This is a genomic window from Streptomyces sp. NPDC059567, from assembly GCF_042735655.1.
GTDB lineage: Bacteria > Actinomycetota > Actinomycetes > Streptomycetales > Streptomycetaceae > Streptomyces.
In genome coordinates this window covers 8,890-12,871 of sequence record NZ_JBHWBS010000145.1, presented here as the reverse complement: position 1 = coordinate 12,871, position 3,982 = coordinate 8,890, and the positions used below count along the sequence as shown (strand labels likewise).

Annotated in this window: 4 protein-coding genes; all 4 read left to right on the top strand. The window is 71.8% G+C overall.

Annotated features, from left to right (window positions below):
- Positions 1-171 precede the first annotated feature (171 nt).
- The 4 genes from ACFVZW_RS35170 (at position 172) to ACFVZW_RS35155 (ending at position 3,882) form a co-directional block, all read left to right on the top strand.
- Positions 172-1,539, top strand: coding sequence for a GH1 family beta-glucosidase (locus tag ACFVZW_RS35170; RefSeq protein ID WP_384530340.1), 1,368 nt, complete (start codon positions 172-174; stop codon positions 1,537-1,539).
- Positions 1,536-2,789 carry an MFS transporter gene (locus ACFVZW_RS35165; protein WP_384530337.1) on the top strand — a complete coding sequence of 418 codons (1,254 nt, stop codon included), beginning with the start codon at positions 1,536-1,538 and terminating at the stop codon, positions 2,787-2,789. Before ACFVZW_RS35170 ends, ACFVZW_RS35165 begins: the two co-directional genes overlap by 4 nt.
- Positions 2,790-2,909: 120 nt before the next feature.
- Positions 2,910-3,437, top strand: coding sequence for a hypothetical protein (locus tag ACFVZW_RS35160; protein ID WP_384530334.1), 528 nt, complete (start codon positions 2,910-2,912; stop codon positions 3,435-3,437).
- Between the two features lie 280 nt (positions 3,438-3,717).
- On the top strand, positions 3,718-3,882 hold the full coding sequence (locus ACFVZW_RS35155) for a hypothetical protein (RefSeq protein ID WP_384530331.1): 165 nt from the start codon (positions 3,718-3,720) through the stop codon (positions 3,880-3,882).
- Positions 3,883-3,982: the final 100 nt, after the last annotated feature.

Here is a 3,982-nt window from a genome sequence, read left to right as displayed (position 1 = left end):
CGCCAGCCAGAGTTGTTTTTTAGACACTGGTCTCGTCCGCCGGACGAGACCTGGTCCGGAGGGGCGCGTCGGAGAAAAGCTGAGAGTTGTTCACTTTCCATTGACAGGGCGGACCACGGGGCCCGAAAGTGCCGTGAGCAACCAGCACCCCGGCGATCGAAGCGAGTCCTCATGACAGCGCCCGTACCCGCATTCCCGGCCGGCTTCCTCTGGGGAGTCTCCGCCTCCGCCTTCCAGATCGAAGGGTCGCTCACGGCCGACGGCCGCGGCCCCTCCTGCTGGGACGCCTTCACCGGAGAACAGGGACGCGTCAAGGACGGCTCGCACGCGGGCGTGGCCACCGACCACTACCGGCGCTACCGCGAGGACGTGGCGTTGATGGCCGAACTCGGCGTCGGCGCCTACCGGTTCTCGGTCTCCTGGTCCCGCGTCCTGCCCGAAGGCCACGGCCGGGTCAACGACAAGGGGCTGGACTTCTACGACCGGCTCGTTGACGAGCTGTGCGCCTCGGGGATCGCCCCGGTGCCCACCCTCTTCCACTGGGACACCCCGCTCGCCCTGGAGGAGCACGGCGGCTGGCTCGACCGGGACACGGCCGAGCGGTTCGCGGCGTACGCCTCGGTGGTCGCGGAGCGGCTCGCCGACCGCGTGCCCATGTGGATCACCATCAACGAGCCCGCCGAGGTCACCCTGCTCGGATACGGCCTCGGCGAGCACGCGCCCGGCAGGCGCATGGTCTTCGACGCCCTGCCCGTGGCCCACCACCAGCTCCTGGCCCACGGCCTCGGCGTGCAGGCCCTGCGCGCCGCGGGCGCCCGCGAGATCGGCATCGCCGCCTCCCACAGCCCCGTCTGGACCGCCGGCGACAGCGACGACGACCGGGCGGCCGCCGAGCTCTACGACACCCTCACGAACCGCCTCTTCGCCGACCCCATCCTGACCGGCGCCTACCCGGCGGGCCTGGCCTCGCTCCTCCCCGGCCCGGTGGCGGAGGACCTCAAGACGATCTCGGCCCCCCTGGACTGGTACGGCATCAACTACTACAACCCGATGCTCGTCGCCGCCCCGCAGCCGACCGCCGACTCCGCCTTCGGAGGCATCGAGATACCGTCGGACCTCCCCTTCGCCATCCGGCAGATCGAAGGACGCGAACTCACCGACTTCGGCTGGCCGGTGGTCCCGGACGGGCTGCGCGAACTGCTCGCCACCATGCGCGCACGCTACGGCGACCGGCTGCCGCCCCTCTACATCACCGAGAACGGCTGCTCGTACGGTGACGGGCCGGACCCCGAAACGGGTCGGGTCGACGACGCCCGTCGGATCGCCTACCACGACGGCCACGTGTGCGCGCTGCACGAGGCGATCGCGGAAGGCGCCGATGTCCGCGGGTACTTCATCTGGTCGATCCTCGACAACTTCGAGTGGGCGGAGGGGTACCGGCAGCGGTTCGGGCTCGTCCACGTCGACTACGAGACGCTGGAGCGGACGCCCAAGGAGTCGTACGCCTGGTACCGCGACCTGATCAAGAGCGGCAGATGACCGCCGAGGGGACGGCGGCGGAGGGAACCGCGGCGGAGCCGGCCCCCACGGCCGGCGGGCGGTGGGTGAGCGCGCTGTCGCTCGCCAACCTCGGGGTCTGGGTCGGCTGGTTCGGCCCCCTGCAACTGCTCCTGGCACGCCAGGCCGAGCACCTCACCCCCGACCACAAGGCGTCCACCCTCGCCCTGGTGACGGGTGTGGGCGCAGCCGTGTCGATGGTCGCCAACCCCGTCTTCGGTGCTCTCTCCGACCGGACGACGGCGTCCGTGGGCCGGCGCATCCCCTGGGTCGTCGGCGGAGTGACGGGCGGGGCGGCCGGACTGCTCGTCCTCGCCGGGGCGCAGAGCGTCGCGACCGTGATCGTGGGCTGGTGCCTGGTCCAGCTCGCCCTCAACGCGGCCTTCGCCGCTCTCACCGCTGCCGTCCCCGACCAGGTGCCACCGCGCCGGCGCGGTCTGGTCGGCGGCTGGCTCGGCGTCTCCCAGGTCGGCGGCGTCCTGGCGGGTACGGCGCTGGCCACGGTCGCGGGCGGAGTGGCAGCCGGATATCTGGCCTGCGCGGCCTTCTCGGTGCTCGCGGCCGTTCCGTACGTACTGATGCGGCGTGACACCCCGCTCTCCGTCGCGGCGCGGCCGGCGTTCCGGTGGCGGACGTTCCTCGGCGGTTTCTGGATCGACCCGCGCCGCCACCCCGACTTCGGGTGGGCCTGGCTCACCCGGTTCCTGATGAACCTGTCGTACTCCATCAGCACGATGTACCTGCTCTACTACCTCACCGACGCCGTGCGCTACGAGGGCGACGCGGACAACGGCGTACTGATCCTCACGGCGCTCAACGCGCTCACCCTGCTCTCCACGGTGGTGATCAGCGGCATCCGGTCGGACCGCAGTGGCCGACGGAAGTCCTACGTGATCTGCTCGGGCCTTGTCATCTCCGCGGCCACCCTGCTGCTCGCCGTCTGGCAGACCTGGACGGGCGCGGTCGTCGCCTCGCTCGTGCTCGGCCTCGGTTTCGGCGTGTACACCGCTGTGGACTTCGCCCTGCTCACGGACGTGCTGCCGACGGCGGAGGACCGGGGCAGGGACCTGGGCGTCATCAACATCGCCAACGCGCTGCCCCAGGTGCTGGCCCCCGTGGTCGCGGCCCCGGTCGTCACCCACTTCGGCGGGTACACGGCCCTGTACGCCCTCGCGGGCGCCCTGGCCCTCGCGGGCTCGGTCCTGGTGCGCCGCATCCGCTCGGTCCCCTGAGGCGACGTCTCCGCGCAGTTGGCCTGGGGAACTTCCCGGCTTCTTCGCCCGTTGCGGAGGGCGACCTGATCGTTTGATGTGTGACACGGCGGCGCCGTCGTCGGGGGATGTGAGCAACGCATGGCCATGGTGGGCCTGTTCTGGATCGCCGAGGGTGACGTGTACGTGGGCGCGAAGCCCTCCGGCCTGGCTCCCGGGGCGCGCCTGACCCCGGAGGGGGTGGTGGCCCTCGGTGACGGGCAGTCCGGCCTCTACCTGTGGGAGGACGTGCGCGCCCTGACGATGGCGGACGTCCCCGTGAAGTCCCTGAAGCGGCAGATCGGCGCGGTCACGGAGCTGGCTCTGGACACGGTGGTGAACCTGGCTCTGCCCGGGGGCCCGGGCCCGGCCGGCGGGGGCCCGGCGATCATGACGGTGCGCGTGCGGACACACGACGGTGAGCACGAGTTGACGACCTACGTGGCCGCCACTGTCGGCTACTCCCCGACGGAGGTCGACCTTTCCCGAACCCTGCTGTCCCGCCTCACGGAGGGCGCCGCGACGATGGCCACGACACTGGCGGCGATGTCGGAGTGGGGCCGCGCCTGGGAGGGCGGGTCGCCGCGGGCGTCCCAGCGGGAGGAGCTCTTGCGGCAGTGGGTGAGCTAGGGCGTGTCCCGCGGATCAGGGCCGGGTCCGCAACCTGATCCGCCGGACACGCCCTTGGTATCGGCCGCCCCCCTCTCCGGCCATCGGCCGGAGACCCGTGGTTGCCACGATCGGGTGAGAGGATCCGTGAGGCCGGTTCACGCAACGGTGGGCCCCTAGCCTGGTTGTCGATCTACTTCCACGCGGGGGATTTGTGCGATGCGGCTGCGCAGCCGAGAGCGGCTCTGGCGCTACGAGGACATCAAGGCCCAGCCCACCGACCTGCACGATCGCTGGTGGAGTGCGGACCGGCTGGCCGGGGCCGCATCACGCGACCCCGCCGGTCGAGGGCCCGCGGACCGCCCCCGACGTCCCGGATGTGCGGACGGGCTCCAGCATCTCCCTGACCCAGTTGACCGTGACGGTTGCCGTCGCCGCCGGACTCGTGGGAGTCCTGACCCTGTAGGGATGACGCCGAGAGCGGCCCCCCCCGGGGGGCGGGGGCCCGCCGCTTGCCGAAGGGCGGGGCCGACGTGGGTGCCGAAGCCCGGGTTTTGTCCAGGCGG